We start from the raw sequence: 17372 nt of genomic DNA, 5'->3' as shown, positions 1-17372 counted from the left end.
ATTATGTGCGGGATCGTTGCAATCTATAGTCACAAGCCAGTAGCTGAAGAGCTTTATGGCAGTTTAATTCACCTCCAGCATCGAGGCCAAGATGCGGCGGGTATTTTAACCTGTCAGCAGCGATTTCACATGAAAACGGGGTTGGGGTTAGTCCGAGAAGTATTTAACGTTGACGATATGAAAACCCTCAAAGGGTCCATGGGGATAGCCCATACACGCTACCCAACAGCCGGTGGCCATTCCATCGATGACGTCCAACCAACCTGGGTAGGCACCCCGCGTGGCATCGCCTTAGCGCATAATGGCAATTTGTTGAATTATCAGGAATTAGCAGAAGATTTGCGGGATAATAAGCATCGTCACTTGCATTCTTCGACCGATTCAGAAGTATTATTGCACTTACTAGCAGAAGGCTTAGAAGCCCACACCAATAAAACAGATCGTGATGAGGCGTATTTTGACATATTGTGCGAAGTCGTAGCCAATATATATGAAAAAGCGATTGGTTCCTTCTCCGTGGTCAGCATCATTATGGGAAAAGGCATCCTGTGTTTTCGTGACCCCCATGGCATTCGTCCGCTCACATTGGGTCAACGTGAAAATCCCAATGGCAGTAACGATTATGTGATCGCTTCTGAAACAACCATGTTTTACCCATTGGGGTATGAACCGGTGAACGATATTCGCAATGGCGAATTGATCTTCATTAACCAAGCAGGTAAAGTATTCCGCCGCCAAATAAACCAGAAAACGTTTGCCCCGTGCATTTTTGAATATGTCTATTTCGCCCGTCCTGATGCCGTGTTAGATGATGTGAGTGTCTATCGCGCTCGCCTAAGAATGGGGCAAAATCTTGGCAAACGTTGGTTGGAAAAGTATCCCGATCTATTACCGGATGTCATTATTCCCGCCCCCTTCACCGCCAATACAGCGGCAATGGCTATGGCGCAAACGTTAGGTGTTCCTTACTCAGAGGGGTTGTACAAAAATCCGTTTATTGGCCGCACGTTTATCATGCCAGAAGGCAAATCACGGGCACAGCATGTTCGTTATAAACTAATTCCCCAACACATTGAAATTCAAAACAAAAATGTGTTGATTGTCGATGACAGTATTGTCCGTGGGACAACGAGTCGAGAAATCGTGACGATGGTTCGCGAGCATGATGCCAAAGCCGTCTATTTTGCTTCAGCGAGCCCACCTATCAAAGAACCTTGTTTTTACGGGATTGATATCCCTTCACGAGATTCCTTAATTGCGGCAAAGATGGATGAGGCTGAGATTGCCCAATTTTTGGGGGTTGATGCTTTGTTATACCAAACGCAGGAAGACTTGGTGGAAGCGGTCACGCGTAAGGGTCGTCACCATATTGAAAAACCGTGCATGGCTTGTATGAATGGGCGCTATATTACTGGACAGTTATCGGATACCAAGAAAAATGAGTTAGGTGACGCCAGGAAAAAGGAGCAAGTTTAATGAATATTTTAGTGGTTGGTTCGGGGGCGCGTGAGCATGCGATGATAGAAGCATTTGCTCAGTCAAAAACCCCAGCGCAGCTTTTTTGTTATGGAACCAGCCATAATCCCGGCATTAGCGCCTTCACCAAAGGCTATGCTGTTGGCTCAGTCACTGATTGTGAAGCGGTGTTGAAAAAGGCCCAACAATGGCACATAGATCTCGCGATTATTGGCCCAGAAGCACCCTTAGCTGCCGGGTTGGTCGATACCCTGAAAGCGAACAACATCCTTTGTGTTGGACCAAACCAATCGTTAGCACGAATTGAAAGCAGCAAGTCGTTTACCCGTGATTTATTACATCGCTACCAAATTGATGCATCCCCCCGTTATCGTCGGTTTGATGATTTAGTGGGCGTTGAAGACTTTTTAGCAGAATTAGGGGAAGCGGGGTATGTGATAAAAGCCGATGGGCTCATGGGTGGTAAAGGCGTGAAAGTAGCCGGCGATCACCTTCATTCATTCGTGGAAGCCTATGCTTATTGTCAGTGGTTATATGAACACAAATTGCCTTTTGTCATAGAAGAGAAACTCATTGGTCAAGAGTTTTCTTGCCATTGCTTTACCGATGGCAAAACCTATGTCCCCATGCCGCTAGTTCAAGATCACAAGCGTGCATATGATGGGGATAAAGGACCCAACACGGGAGGGATGGGGAGTTATTCCGACGCGAATCACACCCTTCCTTTTCTAGCCAAAGCGGATGAAAAAGCAGCTCATGATATTAATAAAGCTGTCATTGATGCATTGAATCAAGCATGTGGTCAACCTTATCAAGGTATTCTTTATGGCAGCTATATTGCCACCAAATCCGGGATAGCCTGTATTGAGTTCAATGCGCGATTAGGTGACCCTGAATCACTCAATATGCTAACGTTGATGGACACCGACTTTGTTGCCCTTTGCCATGCGATTGCCACGGGCCGTTTAGCAGAAATACCCATCACCTTCCAAAAGAAAGCGACGGTGTGCAAATATGCAGTACCCAACGGTTATCCCGATAACCCTTTAAAAGATATCCCCATTGATATCAGCAACGTATCTGCACCGGCAAAACTGTATCTGGCTTCCGTGGATGAACGAGAGGGCGTTTTATATGCATGTGGTTCAAGAACCATCGCTGCGGTTGGTGTGGCTGATACCATTGCTGAGGCTGAAAAAATAGCCGAATCTGCTATTAGTCAAATTGAAGGGGAAGTATTTCATCGGAAAGATATAGGCACTAAAGCTTTAATTGACCAGCGCCATGCAATGATGCGGACCTTACGCTCAGTCGAGGAGTTGTCGTGAAGGCGTTGCGCTTAGGCATCCTCGGGTCAACAAGAGGGTCAAATTTATTACCGTTGGTGGCAGAACTCACCCATCGTAAAGTTCCTTTTCACATCAATGCGGTGATAAGCAACCGTGAGCAAGCCGGCATTTTAGACAAAGCGAAATCGCAAACTTGGCCATGGTGGTTTTGTGATGCCAAAGGGTTATCCCGATCCGCTTATGATGGTAAATTATCGGCCTTGTTAGAAGCTGCGGGCGTTGATTTAGTCGTGCTCATTGGCTTTATGCGTATTTTATCACCGGAATTTGTGGCCCATTGGCGGCATCGCATTATCAACGTGCATCCCTCCTTGCTTCCCGCCTATGCGGGTTTAATGGATATGGCTGTTCATCAAGCCGTACTAGACGATGGCTGTGCTGAATCGGGATGCACGGTTCATGAAGTGAGTGATGTGGTCGATGAAGGCCCCATTTTGGTGCAAAAGCGATGCCTTGTTGAGGCTTACGATACCGTCGAAAATTTAAAAGCTAAAGTGCAGGCCCTGGAGGTTATCGCTTTGGCAGATGCAATTGAAATGATAGGGAGTAAAAATGACCAGTCAACCCATTAAGCGTGCGTTATTATCCGTATCCGATAAAACCAATATCGTCACGTTTGCAGAGCAACTACAAGCCTTGGGCATCGAACTGTTATCCACTGGCGGCACTAGTCAGCTATTACGTGAAAATGGGGTGGCTGTCAAAGATGTTGCTGAAATGACGGGCTTTCCCGAAATCATGGAAGGGCGGGTAAAAACGCTTCACCCGAAAGTTCATGGGGGTATTTTGGGTAAGCGAAAGTCACATGCTGACATTGCTAAAGCCCATGGGATTGAGTGGATTGACTTGGTTGTGGTTAATTTATATCCCTTTGCCAAAGTGACCCAACAAGCCGATTGCTCATTTGAAAAAGCGGTTGAGAATATTGATATTGGTGGGCCAACAATGATACGTGCGGCTGCTAAAAATATGGATGATGTCACGGTGGTGGTCGATCCCAGTGATTATGAATTTATTATTAGCCAATTGCAGGCCGATGGTGGATTGAAACTATCCCAACGTCAAGTCTTGGCACAAAAAGCGTTTGCTCATACGGCAGAATATGATCAATTGATTCAAAGTTATCTTGCCAAAAAAGTGCTCGCTCAGGAAACCTTTGCCCAGCAACAATCGTTTTATCTGCAAAAAGTGATGGATTTACGCTATGGGGAAAACCCGGATCAACAAGCGTGTGCTTATCGCTTAAATGCAAAGCCATCTGCTATTTTAGATGCAGCCCAGCATCAAGGAAAAGTTTTATCCTATAACAATATCGTGGATGCGGATGCGGCCTTAAATTGCGTTAGACAATTTGAGAAAACAGCCTGTGTGATTGTCAAACATGCTAATCCTTGTGGCGTGGCGAGCGGCAATTCGGCAGCGCAAGCCTTTGATCGCGCATTTGCAGCGGACTCGACCTCAGCATTTGGTGGCATTATTGCATTAAATTCACCCTGTGATGGGGAAGCAGCGGCATTAATGGTCGATAAGTTTTTTGAAGTCGTCCTTGCGCCTTCATTTACCAAAGAAGCACTGAGCGCCTTTCAAGCAAAACCCAATGTTCGCTTATTGTCCGTTGATTTTGCCCAACCGTCCGAGCAAATCCACTACCAACATGTGGCTGGCGTGATGTTGGCTCAAACAAGACAAGCAAGTCATTTTGACCAGTCGACACTGAAAGTAGTCACTAAAGCAGTGCCAACCGAGCAAGCCATGAAAAATCTAGCGTTTTCCTGGCAAGTCGTTGCTCATATCAAATCAAATGCCATTGTCGTGTGCAAAGATGAGCAAACCTTAGGCATTGGCCCTGGCCAAGTTTCTCGGATCGATGCGGTGGATATTGCCATCCGAAAAGCGGGTGAAAAAGCCGTTGGTGCAAGTTTAGCGTCTGATGCCTTTTTCCCCTTCAAAGATAGCATTGAACAAATAGCCAAAGCTGGCATCACCAGTATTATTCAGCCAGGCGGTTCCATTCGTGATGAAGAAGTCATTGCTGCATGCAACCAACATGGTATCGCCATGGTCTTCACCGGTAACCGTTGTTTTCGACATTAGTTACTAGGGGCGTGATATTTAGTCGTTGCGAGCCTTTATACAGGTCCTGGAAAACATCCCGAACTAACTACGTCGTCACTGCGAGCTTTGCAACGCAGCCCAGAAGATCGATGCGCTTAAATAAAAAACAGAATGTGAAGTTGGTTAAAGGCTTTGCAAGGCAATTGTAAGTTCGATCTCCGAAAAAAACTACGGCTCTGGATGGCTTCACTGCGTTCGCAACGGCGGCAACTTTTCTCTGTTTTCGAATACTGAAGATACCTCAGTATGAATAGATATAAATTTTACCGATGGATTCTAAAATTCGATAAACCGAGAAAAAATGAAATAAATGCACCGTATCATTATGGCCCATCATCTCCAATAAAGGATAATAAAGTCTGATAGGTCTCATCACTAAAAAGGACATTATTGTGATTTAACTCAGCAATGAGGTGTAGTTTTGCATTGGGATTATTGTTGCAAAAGTGGATGGATTCCTGGGTGGGAATAATGGCATCTTTTTCCCCATGAATGGCGAGAAACTTGGTATCACCCGTTTTGGCTTTGTCATAGGGTTTTAACAATTTGACATCAATATTATGTTCACTTCTCATCCATTGGCGGAAAATGCGATAGGCATAGCGGTTAAGCTTTAGGCGTCTAGCTGCTCGTTTAATCGGTGATGTGACGGTAGTGGGGGCTGCGATTAAGGCGATTTTTTTAAACGGTTGAACGCCAAAATGTTCTGCTAAACAAAAAGCGCACAATAGCATGGAACCACCGTAAGAATGACCAATTGCCATATCAAAGGGACCAAATTTTTTTTGTGCTTCGGTAATTGCTTGCACCGATTCAAACCATTTGACGCGTATACCTTTGGACTCCCCGTGCGCTGGAAAATCCAAGGCATACACTTTATACCCTGCCCGTTGTAGGGCATCGATAATGCCAATCATATACATCGATTGAGACATCCACCCATGGGTAATTAAAATTTTGCCTCTCGGGGGAGCATCCGGTTGAAACACATGAATCACATGCGATCGGGGTGTTCGCATAATCATCTTATTATGGCGAGTTTTTAACAAATGGGCTTTAGCAAGTTTTATTTTTTCTTTGTAATTTTTAGGCAAAGGAACAGGCAGTGGGATATTAAACACATGCAGGCAAATCCATGCGTGAATGGTGTTGAATAAATTGGCAAATGCTCGCTTCATGTATTAATGATAGCGCAAAAAATAAAAGGCCTATCACTGAATCGGCCTAAACTGCCATTGCTTACCGTATTTTAGGACCGGTGCGATGGTTCTATTCAGCTGTTGGTATTGTTGCTTAGTCAACACAAAGGCGATTTCTTTTAAATTGTTTTTATCAGGATATCGACTCAGCGTAAATGTTTGATTACCAATTTGAAGAACAGGTAAACTATCAATCGCATCAAAGGGGACTTGGCTTTTAAGCCTAATTTCATAACCTTCTTTGCTATGGCCTTTCAAGGTTTTCTGGGACGATTTTAACAGGGTTAGCTGGTTAAGCTTGGCAGAAACCAGGCGATTGGGAGTGAGTTTAGATTTAGCTTTTTGCCCGAAGGTCTGCTTAAACGGCGGCAATGAGGATTCAAGCCCACCCATGCCCACTTGCTTGTGAAAGCGGATATTGGCTAAATAGATAGCACCTGTCGCGGATTTATTAAAAGTAAACTTAACGGCTCGGATCGTTTGTTTATTGATGTTTTGAAAAGCCGATAAGGGAATGCGAACGGTCTGTAATATCGGCTCTTCGTCAACCGGGCCATTGATTTTAACATAGTCACTTAATGCGATGGCATTGGATAACTGCCCTGACCCGTCTTCTACTTGGAGGGTAAAGTTGGTGGTGGGTGTAAAATTGAGTCGGCTTATTTTTCTGGCAAGACGAATGTCCAAAGTGGCATAGGCTTCGATATTCACTCCCTCGCCGGGATTTGCGAATATTGCTTTAAAAAAGGGTTGGTCATCGGATTGCATCCATTGGATGATGGCGCCTCGTTGTGGATGTTTTAAATAATCCGGTTCTCCCCAATTAAAATCGAGATAGTCGTGCCGTATTTGAATTTGGTAATCCTCATTATCCAAGCCACTGTGGTTAATCCCCGTTGGTTTATCAAATTCATCCACACTGAGATAATCACTGGCTGCTGGGGTGGGGGTGAAATCTCTGTCAATTTGAGTGATGCTCGCAATTTCCGGAGAAATTGGAACTAAGGGATTAAAGTGTTGGTTAAATTGATCATTTTGATCATTGCCGAGATGGCTTTTAAAAAAGGCAAGTACGGCTGATTTTGCAATCAGTTGTTGTTTTTCTGAACCAATATCGCTGGGATCATAGATGCGAATATTGTCAGGACAATAACGATTGTCGGTGGTTTGCCACTCGCTGTTGAAATAATTGTGATTGGCTCCCCAAACTTGGTAGAGCGATTTTTGGGCGACATTGGATTCTTCCCCATCCAACAACATGCGTTCAAAGGGATAGCGTCCTTGAAAATCACTGACATCACCATCACATAGGGGAATGAGCTGAATCCATGGGATGTCTTTGGCATCTAAGATGCGCGACGTTTGGCCATCCACGGCACCGACTTCAAAAATCGCTTGGATGGAAAGAGTTGGAATTTTTTCAATCCAGGGACTCTCACTATCTCGATATAAATTATAAGCGGCTCGAACACCTTCGCCACCGCGAGAATGGCCAAACAAACCCACATTGGAAAAATCCAGCTGGTGCAAAATAGGCGATTGACTATCCTCAAGATTGATATCCTTCGGTTTATTGTCTTGCTGGCTCCATTGGTAAAGTTGGCTTAAATGTTTGAGGACCAATCTTCCCCGCGCTAAATTTAATCCACTATCCCCACGGATACTGTCACCGCAGGTGATGCCACGATTGGCATTAATGGATACCACCGCATAACCCCATGATGCGAGATGTTGGGCAAGGTAGTCATAACCTTTGTGATTTTGAACGACTTGAAAACTCGGAGGGCAGTGGCCGGTATAGGTATAACTACAATTACTATCAACATGCGGATTATGGCCAAAGCCACAGGTTGAATGATTGCCATGTAGGAGGATAATGAGGGGTATTTTGTTCGTCGCATTTTCCAAGTTGTTAGGGAAATGCATATTCGCCCATAGCTCAGTCTCCCGGTCATCGAGGATATCCTCATGGATTTGGGCAGGCAAATGATACTCCCCCATCGATACAGAATAGGGGCCGGGTAAGCTTGCGTTGGGTTGTTCTTTAGCATGCAGTGTCATCACAAAAAGCAGGCCTAAGCCGTAAATAAATAGTCGCATGATACCAACGCAAATAAAAAGACGTTAGCAAAACCATATCACTTAAAAGACTTTGGAGCAATAATTATTAAAGGGGATGACAACTATTTCTTTATTGGCAGATGTTGAATTTATCGTTATGATATGGCCTATTTTTTTTGATGCTGAGATAGAAAACATGAAGTTGGCTCAGACCATATTGCAGATTCTTTATGGGGGCAAGGATACCCGCCCGGAATGGCAAATAAAAGCAACCAATGCACTCCAAGAATTAAACTGGGGTTACCACCCTGGCCGCTTTATTAACTGCATTGAAATAACCATGCATGCGTTTAAGTGCATCACCCTCAGCAAAGGTGAGTTAAAATTTAATGTCACACCCTTACCCAATCTCCCGCCTTTTCTAGCTGAGTATCATAGTCAAAAATTGGATAAACGGTTTAGGGAGTTGGAGGATGATAAGAAACCGGTTAAATGGCAAAAATTAAGCAAGGAAGGATCCTATTCATCCTTAATAAACTGGCTGAAAACATCACATATCCCAGCCTATAGTCATTTTATTTTATTTACTAATCTAAAAAAATTACCCGGAGGGCATGTTATTTCTGGCATTGTTTTACCAGAAGATGAGAAAGGGCTTTCCGTTTTTCTTTATGATGCACAAGGATTTATACCCGATGCTTGGTTATCAGCCGAACAATTCGATGAATTTTATGAGGTAATGTATTTTTATGTTTACCAATCGGAATTGACTCGTCAATCGGTTGAACACTTCGTCAACCAATGCCAACAACCGCAGTATGATGAACCTAAGGTTTTGGTGACAGACCATTCTGCCAATGGCTTATCCTTGATCAAGGATAAGTTGATTTCTTTCATAGAGCTTGAACTGTTTCGAATCAATGCCAAACAACTTGTTTCTGGCGGGAACGACAAATATACCCAAGTCAAAATCGAATCGTACCAAGTTGTTCTCAGCCATTTAAGCGAAACCAACGATTCAGAACTTACCTATTCATGGATTGCAAAAAAGGCCTTTGAATTGGCACAAATTGCTAAACAACATTGTTATTCTTCCAATTGGTTAGATCCACAATCTTTGAATCATTATCGAACCTATTTTCAAGCGGAGATTACGCATATGAACTATGAGGGGCAACCAGAAATAGATGCTTGCCTCCCTTTCATTAAGCAGTTTTTGCTGGGCGAAATTATCCGGATTGGGATGGTGAATGAATGGTCTAGCACTGAAATTGAAAATAAAGTCGACAAATTAATTCAACACCTGGAAGCGTTGCAACAAGAGGCACTAACCGAAGACCAGTTGCTGACAATCCTTAGTAATCTTCAGCAAACTTGCTGTCAAAAAAGACATACCTTCGGCTTTTTTACCCCCGAATCGGCGACCGCATTTAACCACTATGTATTGCCAATACAAGAATCGATTGAGAAAAAAGCTAGCTTGTCAACCATTGAGAAACAAGCGTGAGTCAGCTATGGTTGGTTAGGCCATAATAACTCTTTGGATTGAGTATGATAATGCGCATCATACGTTTCTATCGTTACTAATGGTTGGGCACACCAGCGGCGAGTGACAGTGAGGCAACGAGAGGAAGCATCGGATTGGTTTGCCCATTGCGCTTGTTCTAGCAACAGGGTAGCTGCATAAGTGCGGGTTAGGCTAAAGGCAAGTTCCCGTGCACATCGTTGTTGTTCATCGGTCGTTTGTTGATGTAGGTCACCGAAATAGGTTTGCAGTGCCAAGATAGCCTGTTCAGTGTTGTTTTTGGCTGCTTGTAAAGTTGGGTGTTCGATGGTTGCTAAACGTTGGCGCATATCCACAAAGAAAGGCTCTGCGGCCTTTTCTTTGGCAATGGCGCGCAAAGCATCCAGGCTTAGGATATTGGTGGTTCCTTCCCAAATCGATAAAACTTGTGCATCGCGTAAGAGTTGAGGCAATCCCGTATCTTCAACATAGCCTGCCCCGCCAAATGCTTCTAATGCTTCACTGACAACCATGATCGCTTGCTTAGCGGTAAAGAGCTTGATTAACGGCGTTAGTAAACGCAATACTTTTGATTCATCTTCAGACGCTTGGCCTAACTCTTCTTTTCCCAAGAGTTCAACGGCATGAAAGACCAAGTGAAATCCTGCCTCAAATGCTAGCTGCATGGTGGCTAATGTTTCTACGTGGAGAGACTGTTCGGATAACAAACGGCCAAATGCTTGTCGCTTTTGGGCATAATCAGAGGCCAAGGCGATGGCTCGGCGCATATATCCTACGGCGCAGCATGCATTGTAAATTCGGGTGATGTTAAATAGCGATGCGATTTTTTTCACCCCATTACCCGGTTCGCCAACGAGTTTGGCGTTGGCATTAATCAGGGTTAATTCAGCTGTTGGTAATGCTTTGGTGCCAAGTTTGTCTTTGAGTCGATTGATTTGAATGCCATTCAATTGTCCATGCTCATCTCTTAAGGGCAAATAAAATAGGCTTAACCCTTTGCTTCCTTGTTCAGCTCCTTCAATGCGGGCCAACGTCATCGCCATTTGAGACGTTGTTGCGGACGTAAACCACTTATCACCGCTGAGATGATAACGATTGTCTTTCACATGAACCGCTATCGTTGATGTGCCCGAAACATCCGAGCCGCCAGTCCGTTCTGTCATCCATTGTCCGGATGTCCAAAACTCTTCGGGGTTTGTGCTAGTGAGATGAGTCAAGGCTTCTTTTTTTAACGCATCATCACCATATAGTTCAATTGCTCGCGCTGCACCATCAGTCATCGCTAAGGGACAGGTATAAATCGCTGAAGAGGGATGGAATAAGTATAATTTGCAAAATTGATACACGCGTGACCAGATACCATGCTGCCGTTGATAGCCAATTGCCACTAACCCTTCTTCGGCGGCTATTTTATCTAAGGCTTGCCAAGCATGAGAGACTTCAATATGGTCGATGCGCTTTCCCCACGCATCATAGGGTATATGTTTGGGCGGAGACGATTCGGCTTGCTGGCCGAGTTGATAGATATCGGTGACGACCCGCTCACCCAGTTGGGTGAGATCGGCCTCAATGGCCTGGTGGATAGATTTTGGCAAACGCCAAGCTAAATAATCACGTAGCACAACATCACCGGTATATTGGTTATCCAATGATGGTGGATTCTGATAAAAAGCCCCCATGGCGTCATATCCTTGATTTTTTTGAATTTTCAGTATAGGTTACCACCCATTGATTTGTTTCGTACAGGACTTTAGGATATTAGGAGTTTGTCACCATGTTTTCGACGGCCATAGATGGATTGTTACATTTTTCGCATCCCCCTATGGTACTGATTATTTTTATTTTAGGCTGGGTCTATTACGATAAGCCGTTGTTTTTTTATGCCGCATGCTTAAGTTGCATGAGTATTCTTATCAATGTGGCACTAAAAGGAACATTTAAGGTACCATTGCCTCCCGAATTGCATTCCGGATATGCCTTCCCCAGTGGGCATATGCAATTTGCAACGGTTTTTTATGGCTGGTTGTTTTATCATATCCCTAACCGCGCATTGCGTCTCGCCATCCCACTATTATTAGTCTGTTTAAGCATTGGGATGATGCAACACCATTATCATACCTTAACGGAAATTTTAGCCGGCTTTGTAACGGGCGTGTTATTAATTCGGCTTTTTCTGTGGACGTTAAAAAACTACGAGCAGCGTATTTTTGCGATCTTTTTCGTCTTGTCCTTTTTTGTCATGGGTTATAATTTTATGATTTATCCTACCATTCCCCCACATACCTGGTATGCCTGGGCAATGCTTGCAGTTTTGATCGTCACGCACTATTTTTTTTTAAAAGGCCCTTTCCTTTTTCAACAAAGCTTGGGAAACGAAATCGTAGGGGATAGGGAAATACATCCTGGAAAATAGCATGGCGGACGCGGTATTGGATCGTTTGCCAATAACTTGGATCAAACAGATCCGCATGATGGGTAGTTAAATAGTTTCGCATGGTCTCATTGGCGGTAATAAAGGTGGGAAATTCTTCCGGAAAAACATCATAGGGTCCTACCGAATACCACGGTTCAGCTGCCAACTCTTGTTCGATTGTCTGGGGTTTGGGTATGGGACGAAAATTCATATTTAAAAGATATTGGACTTCGTCATAGTCATAGAAAATGACACGCTTGAATTTGGTGATGCCAAAATTTTTCAGTAAAAGATCGCCTGGAAAAATATTCACACCAATCATATCGCGAATTGCTTGTGCGTATTCATCAAGGATTTTAAATTGCCCCGCTTCATCGAGCTCGTCTAGGAGAAGATTCAAGGGTTTCACTCGTCTTTGAATATAGATGTGTTTGAAAAAAATCACGTCATTATTTTCTTCAAGCGAACGACCAACTTGTTTTCTTAATAGGGCTAGTAATTTGTTGGAAAATCGCCCCTTGGGGATTGCCACATCCGAGTACTCGAGTGTGTCAGCCATCCGACCTACCCTATCGTGCTGTTTAACTAAATAATATCGCTCTTTGACGGTATGATGGGAGAAATTTTTCGAAGGTGGGAATTTATCTTTTATCACTTTAAAAACATAGGGAAACGAGGGGAGAGTAAAGACGAGCATCACCATGCCTTCAATGCCTGGTGCTTCGATGAATTGATCATCGCTTTGTTCTAAATGATTGAGAAAGATGCGATAAAACTCCGTTTTGCCTTGTTTGTGAAAGCCGATGGCTGAATAGAGCTCGCTGATAGACTTTTCCGGCATGAGCTCTTGTAAAAAATTAACCAGTGAGGAGGGTGCCTCGGTTTCTACCATAAAATAAGTATGATAAAAACCGAACGTGGTAATCATATCACGTTTGCGCATGATCAGCGCATCCGCATAAATCGCAGCCTCTTTTTGCTTATCTTTGCGGTTTAAAAGGGGGATGATAAACGGGAGTTGGCCATTTGGATTCACAATTCGACCAACAATATAAGCCCCTTTATTACGATAGAAAATTGATTTTAAGACATCAATGCGCATCTGATGTAGCCCAAATGATCGATCTGGTGTTTGTTTGATAAAACTACGGATAATGTAACGAATATCTCGATGGATATCTTCGTAAGGAATGTCAAACTGAAAGCGCAATAGGATTTGCTCAAGGGTTGGCTTTAATCCTTCCAACGCAGGAAAATAACTTTCATAAACAGACGACATCGGAACAGGCAAATTGCTTGGATCGATGGTTGTTTCAACAAATATGTTGTCGTTGTGATAATAGCGTTTGTCAAACAATTTACAAAATACCGAATTGTAAAATGTTTCAGCCAGCTCCACTTGCGGATGAAATACAAGATACTCGGCATATTTCTTTTTAATTTCTGCCCATAACGGCTCATCTAATTGAAGGCCTGGAAAAGCAGCGTGAAGTTGTTCAATCGTCTCTCTGACTCGGTTAGTGTAAAATGAGATGCGTTGGGAATTACTATAGCGAAGCGCTTGCCATTGGGCTTTTTCAAACAGCTCTTTGGCTTTCAGAGTAATTTGTTTAAACAAAATGAAATGGCGTTGAAAGCCATGGATGATTATTTCAGCTATCTGGGTGGATTTATCCATACAATTCATTATGTTATGTTCTTACTATTACTATAGACAATCTTAGTATTACTCATATCAATTTAAAGATAGGAGAGTAAAAAAAATTATTAATGCTGACTCTTATGCTATAGTAATTTTTGTAAACTCGCATTAGTCTATAGAAGTTCTGTATAAAAATACTTTGTACCGGACAATTTTTTGAAAACACCGTCGTTGCGAGCTTTGCGAAGCAATCCAGTTCGATCTCTGAACAAAAACGACGACTTATTTTAAAATTGCCTGGTTCAAAGCTAAATATATCCCTTAAGGATAGGGAACAATAAAAAAAGGTTTCAGGGAGAACCCATGTATCAAGCATCGACTGAATTAGAAAAGTCCATTCTAACGGAGGAATGCCAAGCTTTTATCGAAGGGCTAAATCAAACGATTTACCACGATAGGCAACGATGTTTAAACTTCCGACAAACATTCCAAGATAAGATTGATAACGGACATCTGCCGGATTTTATCCCAGAGACGAAAGCAATTCGAGATGATGAGTGGCAAGCAGCACCCATTCCGGAAGAAGTGTTGGACCGGCGTGTCGAAATCACGGGACCAGTCGACCGCAAAATGATAATCAATGCGTTAAATAGTGGTGCGAAAGTGTTCATGGCTGATTTTGAGGACTCCAATTCACCAACTTGGAAGAACTGCCTTGAAGGCCAACTGAATTTAATTGATGCGGTGAAACGGACAATACGCTACGATGACCCAAAAAGTGGCAAGCATTATCAACTCAATGACACCGTTGCTACCTTAATGGTTCGCCCCAGAGGTTGGCATTTACAGGAAGCGCATTTTTTATGCGACGGTGAACCGATTTCCGCCAGTGTTTTTGATGCAGGGATTTTTCTTTATTTCAACGCAAAAACATTACTCGATCAGGGCAAACTCCCTTATTTATACTTACCTAAAATTGAGCATTATCATGAAGCACAGCTTTGGCATACGGTATTAAGCCGCGCAGAATCGGATCTGGGGCTACCTCCTAATTGTATCAAAGTGACGGTTTTGATTGAAACCATCAGTGCTGTTTTTGAAATGAATGAAATTATTCATGCCTTGAAGGATCGGATATTGGGGTTAAATTGTGGGCGTTGGGATTATATCTTCAGCTATATTAAACAACTGCATCATGATAAACAGTTTGTTTTGCCAAACCGAAATGATGTGACGATGACAACCCCCTTTTTAAAAGCGTATGTCGATTTGTTAGTTTACACATGCCATCGTCGCGGCATTCATGCCATGGGCGGGATGGCTGCACAAATTCCTATTAAAAATGATGAAGAAGCCAATAAAGCAGCGATAGCGAAAGTCAAAGCGGATAAATTACGAGAAGTAAAAGCTGGCCATGACGGAACGTGGGTCGCTCATCCCGGGTTAGTTAATTTGGCGTTGACCATTTTTAGGGAACATATGGAGGGAGTGAATCAAATTCAGTATCTGCCTAAGAAGCCTGATATTGGACAAAGAGAGCTTCTTCAAGCGCCCAAAGGGCCTGTTACAGAAGCGGGTGTTCGCAATAATATATCCGTTGCCCTTAACTATTTGCGCTCTTGGCTGGCTGGCAATGGCTGCGTTCCAGTCAATTTTCTCATGGAAGATGCCGCGACAGCAGAAATCTGTCGTTCCCAGTTATGGCAATGGAGGCAATGGGGGACTGCATTGGATAATGGTTCAACCGTCAATAAAACCTATTTACAAACGTGTATCGATCAAGAAAGTGCCATCATTGAGTCACAATTAAATGACAATGGGGAAGCTAATCATTTATTTACAGCGAAACAGCTATTAATTGACTTAGTTTTCAGTGAGACATTCCCAGAATTCCTAACCTTGGAAGCGTATCCTTTATTAGGTTAGAACAGGAGAACAACATGGATAATAAATTAGAAATGCAAGCATTGGAAAAAGATTGGGAAACCAATCCACGTTGGAAACAAGTTTTACGTCCTTATCATGCGGAAGAAGTCTTATCATTACGCCCAAGCTTGATGGTTGAACATACGCTTGCTAAATACGCATCAGAAAGAATGTGGCAATCCTTGCAACAAGATGCACCGTTAACGGCATTGGGCTGTTTAACGGGTAATCAGGCTATTCAAGCAGCTCAAGCAGGCCTTAAAGCCATTTATTGTTCAGGGTGGCAGGTGGCTGGTGATAATAATTCGTCGAGACAAGTTTACCCGGATCAAAGCTTATATCCCGTTGATTCTGTACCGCTATTAGTGGAGCAAATTAATAATGCATTGACTCGTGCGGATGAAGTTAATCACTTAACTAATCATGCTGATATTGATTGGTACCTACCCATTATTGCAGATGCAGAAGCCGGTTTTGGCGGAAACCTCAATGCCTATGAATTAATGAAACACATGATTCGTGCAGGAGCTGCAGCAGTGCATTTTGAAGATCAACTGTCCTCGGCTAAAAAGTGCGGGCATATGGGTGGCAAAGTATTAGTGCCTACGCGTGAGGCGATGAATAAATTAGTTGCAGCGCGATTAGCGGCAGACGTTCTGGGTGTTCCAACGATTCTCATTGCGCGAACCGATGCTCAAGCAGCTAATCTACTAACCTCAGACATTGATGAGCGCGATCAGTCCTTTCTCACAGGTAAACGGACCAATGAAGGGTTTTATTATGTCAAGAATGGCTTAGATCAGGCTATTTCACGAGGCGTGAGTTATGCTCCGCTTGCTGATCTCATCTGGTGTGAAACAGCGAAACCGGATCTAGAAGAAGCAAAAGAATTTGCCCAAGGCATTCATGAAAAATACCCTGGGAAAATGTTGGCTTATAACTGTTCGCCATCGTTTAATTGGCAGGCAAATCTGGATGACAATCAACTGAAAGATTTTCGGTATCGATTGTTCGAACTAGGCTATCGTTTTCAATTCATTACCCTTGCCGGCTGGCATAGCTTAAATACTGGTATGTTTGAATTAGCGAAGGCCTATTTGAAAGATGGGATGTATGCCTATGCAAAATTTCAAGGCAAAGAGTTTGAATTGGAAAAAGAAGGCTTTCGCGCGGTTAAGCATCAAAGCTTTGTTGGCGCAGGCTATTTTGATGCCATTCAAACGATTATCACCCGTGGCGAGTCCGAATTAGGCGCCATGCAAGGAAGCACGGAAGAAGAGCAGTTTTAAAAAGCGTTGAGGGTTGATCTCCGATCGGTATTTGAACAAAAATCAGTAGGTCGGGCCTTGGCTGAGGGATCTTCAGTTTTCTAAAGCAAGAAAAAGTTGCCGTCGTTGCGAGCAAAGCGAAGCAATCCAGTTCAGATCTTCAGCGTGACATCGATCTGGATTGCTTCGCTTGCGCTCGCAACGACTAAATATGAGGCATCTTCCAACAACTGAAGATCCCTCAGCCAAGGCCCGACCTACCATGTACAGATACCAGCCATAAACACCAAATGTAACAAAATCTTTACAAAATATTTAATTTATAACCTATTGATATAAAACATATAATAAAAATAATTCATGCCTTTTGTAAAAATATATTTCAATCTTAATGTTGC

12 protein-coding genes are annotated in these 17372 nt (G+C 43.2%); 8 read left to right on the top strand and 4 right to left on the bottom strand.

The genetic code is table 11. The features are described 5' to 3' along the window. Window positions 1-3 precede the first annotated feature (3 nt). From purF to purH, 4 genes are read left to right on the top strand one after another with little or no spacing between them, the layout of a single operon-like run. Window positions 4-1476 (top strand): amidophosphoribosyltransferase, encoded by a 1473-nt coding sequence (gene purF, locus AB3348_RS09585; protein WP_367607384.1) that lies wholly within the window; start codon window positions 4-6, stop codon window positions 1474-1476. After that, window positions 1476-2804 (top strand): phosphoribosylamine--glycine ligase, encoded by a 1329-nt coding sequence (gene purD, locus AB3348_RS09580; RefSeq protein WP_367607383.1) that lies wholly within the window; start codon window positions 1476-1478, stop codon window positions 2802-2804. Before purF ends, purD begins: the two co-directional genes overlap by 1 nt. Beyond that, window positions 2801-3397: a phosphoribosylglycinamide formyltransferase gene (gene purN / locus AB3348_RS09575; RefSeq protein ID WP_367607382.1), complete on the top strand. Its 597-nt coding sequence runs from the start codon at window positions 2801-2803 to the stop codon at window positions 3395-3397. Before purD ends, purN begins: the two co-directional genes overlap by 4 nt. Then, entirely contained in the window at window positions 3378-4919 is a 1542-nt protein-coding gene (purH, locus tag AB3348_RS09570; protein WP_367607381.1) for a bifunctional phosphoribosylaminoimidazolecarboxamide formyltransferase/IMP cyclohydrolase, read from the top strand. The genes purN and purH overlap by 20 nt, the downstream gene beginning before the upstream one ends. A 344-nt stretch (window positions 4920-5263) precedes the next feature. Here purH and AB3348_RS09565 read toward each other — a convergent pair whose 3' ends face one another. Both AB3348_RS09565 and AB3348_RS09560 read right to left on the bottom strand, forming a co-directional pair. Next, window positions 5264-6118 (bottom strand): alpha/beta hydrolase, encoded by an 855-nt coding sequence (locus tag AB3348_RS09565; protein WP_367607380.1) that lies wholly within the window; start codon window positions 6116-6118, stop codon window positions 5264-5266. Window positions 6119-6151: 33 nt separating this feature from the next. After that, the gene (locus tag AB3348_RS09560; RefSeq protein WP_367607379.1) at window positions 6152-8239 is read right to left on the bottom strand and encodes an alpha/beta hydrolase family protein; all 2088 of its coding nucleotides are present in this window, start codon (window positions 8237-8239) and stop codon (window positions 6152-6154) included. 76 nt (window positions 8240-8315) lie between these two features. Between AB3348_RS09560 and AB3348_RS09555 the strand changes: the two genes are divergently transcribed. Beyond that, complete coding sequence (locus AB3348_RS09555; protein ID WP_367607378.1) at window positions 8316-9707, top strand: hypothetical protein; 1392 nt, start codon at window positions 8316-8318, stop codon at window positions 9705-9707. A gap of 5 nt (window positions 9708-9712) precedes the next feature. Here AB3348_RS09555 and AB3348_RS09550 read toward each other — a convergent pair whose 3' ends face one another. Continuing rightward, a complete protein-coding gene (locus AB3348_RS09550) occupies window positions 9713-11404 on the bottom strand; it encodes an acyl-CoA dehydrogenase family protein (RefSeq protein ID WP_367607377.1) in 1692 nt (563 codons plus the stop codon). Between the two features lie 95 nt (window positions 11405-11499). Here AB3348_RS09550 and AB3348_RS09545 point away from each other — a divergent pair, with 95 nt between their 5' ends. Next, window positions 11500-12138, top strand: a complete 639-nt coding sequence (locus AB3348_RS09545) for a phosphatase PAP2 family protein (protein ID WP_367607376.1) — start codon at window positions 11500-11502, stop codon at window positions 12136-12138. Here the strand turns inward: AB3348_RS09545 and aceK are convergent. Continuing rightward, window positions 12044-13816 (bottom strand): bifunctional isocitrate dehydrogenase kinase/phosphatase, encoded by a 1773-nt coding sequence (aceK, locus tag AB3348_RS09540; RefSeq protein WP_367607375.1) that lies wholly within the window; start codon window positions 13814-13816, stop codon window positions 12044-12046. The genes AB3348_RS09545 and aceK overlap by 95 nt on opposite strands. A 327-nt stretch (window positions 13817-14143) precedes the next feature. Here aceK and aceB point away from each other — a divergent pair, with 327 nt between their 5' ends. Further along, entirely contained in the window at window positions 14144-15706 is a 1563-nt protein-coding gene (gene aceB, locus AB3348_RS09535) for a malate synthase A (RefSeq protein WP_367607374.1), read from the top strand. 14 nt (window positions 15707-15720) lie between these two features. Next, entirely contained in the window at window positions 15721-16995 is a 1275-nt protein-coding gene (gene aceA, locus AB3348_RS09530; RefSeq protein WP_367607373.1) for an isocitrate lyase, read from the top strand. Window positions 16996-17372 lie beyond the last annotated feature (377 nt).

It is taken from the genome of Legionella sp. W05-934-2, from assembly GCF_964199965.1.
In the GTDB taxonomy this organism is placed as follows: Bacteria; Pseudomonadota; Gammaproteobacteria; order Legionellales; family Legionellaceae; genus JAFIFT01.
The sequence above is the reverse complement of the archived record's forward strand: the minus strand, read 5'-3'. Positions and strand labels throughout refer to the sequence as shown.

Bases quoted from the DNA above. Each gene is read 5' to 3' on its own strand.
- AB3348_RS09545 (WP_367607376.1), top strand. From the start codon at position 11,500: ATGTTTTCGACGGCCATAGATGGATTGTTACATTTTTCGCATCCCCCT.
- aceA (WP_367607373.1), top strand. From the start codon at position 15,721: ATGGATAATAAATTAGAAATGCAAGCATTGGAAAAAGATTGGGAAACC.
- AB3348_RS09565 (WP_367607380.1), bottom strand. From the start codon at position 6,118: ATGAAGCGAGCATTTGCCAATTTATTCAACACCATTCACGCATGGATT.
- aceK (WP_367607375.1), bottom strand. From the start codon at position 13,816: ATGGATAAATCCACCCAGATAGCTGAAATAATCATCCATGGCTTTCAA.
- purH (WP_367607381.1), top strand. From the start codon at position 3,378: ATGACCAGTCAACCCATTAAGCGTGCGTTATTATCCGTATCCGATAAA.
- AB3348_RS09550 (WP_367607377.1), bottom strand. From the start codon at position 11,404: ATGGGGGCTTTTTATCAGAATCCACCATCATTGGATAACCAATATACC.
- purF (WP_367607384.1), top strand. From the start codon at position 4: ATGTGCGGGATCGTTGCAATCTATAGTCACAAGCCAGTAGCTGAAGAG.
- AB3348_RS09560 (WP_367607379.1), bottom strand. From the start codon at position 8,239: ATGCGACTATTTATTTACGGCTTAGGCCTGCTTTTTGTGATGACACTG.
- purD (WP_367607383.1), top strand. From the start codon at position 1,476: ATGAATATTTTAGTGGTTGGTTCGGGGGCGCGTGAGCATGCGATGATA.
- aceB (WP_367607374.1), top strand. From the start codon at position 14,144: ATGTATCAAGCATCGACTGAATTAGAAAAGTCCATTCTAACGGAGGAA.
- AB3348_RS09555 (WP_367607378.1), top strand. From the start codon at position 8,316: ATGACAACTATTTCTTTATTGGCAGATGTTGAATTTATCGTTATGATA.